Raw genomic sequence first — 562 nt, 5'->3', positions numbered from 1 at the left:
TTTTTAATACTTAATGAATTGTCCTATTTAAAATCCATGTATATTATATATCAACCTTGATATCATATCCTATTGCATAACAGCACTTAAATGTCCCTTTGTATCCCTTTGTATATTTTAAAAGGCTATGAGCTATTTTACATTTTTAAGATTTCTACTTATTTCAATAATTTTATTATCATTACATATAGTTTTTACAGAAAGATTATTTAAATCAATTTGAAGATTATCCATTTTTTCATCTAAACTGTCAAATTTCATGTTTGTTTCAGTTCTAAACTCAGTTAAATTAGCAGTTTGTTCATATACCGCATCAAGCTTTTTTTCAATTCTAATAAGTCTTTCGTTAGATTCAATCTGGGTATTCTTTATCTCTTTTAACTCATTTACTATCTGCTGAAGTAACTGTTCCATTTATATCATCCTTTCATTCAGTTGTCCTATTTATATTATATTTTAAATATTAATATATATCAATGACCACACAATAGAGTTACTCTACTATATAATGAAACACCGCTTAATGTAAAATCGATATGAAACAATACCTTTTAAATTTAAT

General features: G+C 24.6%; 1 protein-coding gene. It reads right to left on the bottom strand.

All coding sequences use genetic code 11. From position 1 onward, the window contains the following. Nucleotides 1-132: 132 nt before the first annotated feature. On the bottom strand, nt 133-414 hold the full coding sequence (locus tag Q428_RS14280; protein ID WP_051515200.1) for a hypothetical protein: 282 nt from the start codon (nt 412-414) through the stop codon (nt 133-135). Between the last annotated feature and the right edge of the window lie 148 nt (nt 415-562).

It is taken from the genome of Fervidicella metallireducens AeB (assembly GCF_000601455.1).
Classification (GTDB): domain Bacteria; phylum Bacillota; class Clostridia; order Clostridiales; family Caloramatoraceae; genus Fervidicella; species Fervidicella metallireducens.
The sequence above is the reverse complement of the archived record's forward strand: the minus strand, read 5'-3'. Positions and strand labels throughout refer to the sequence as shown.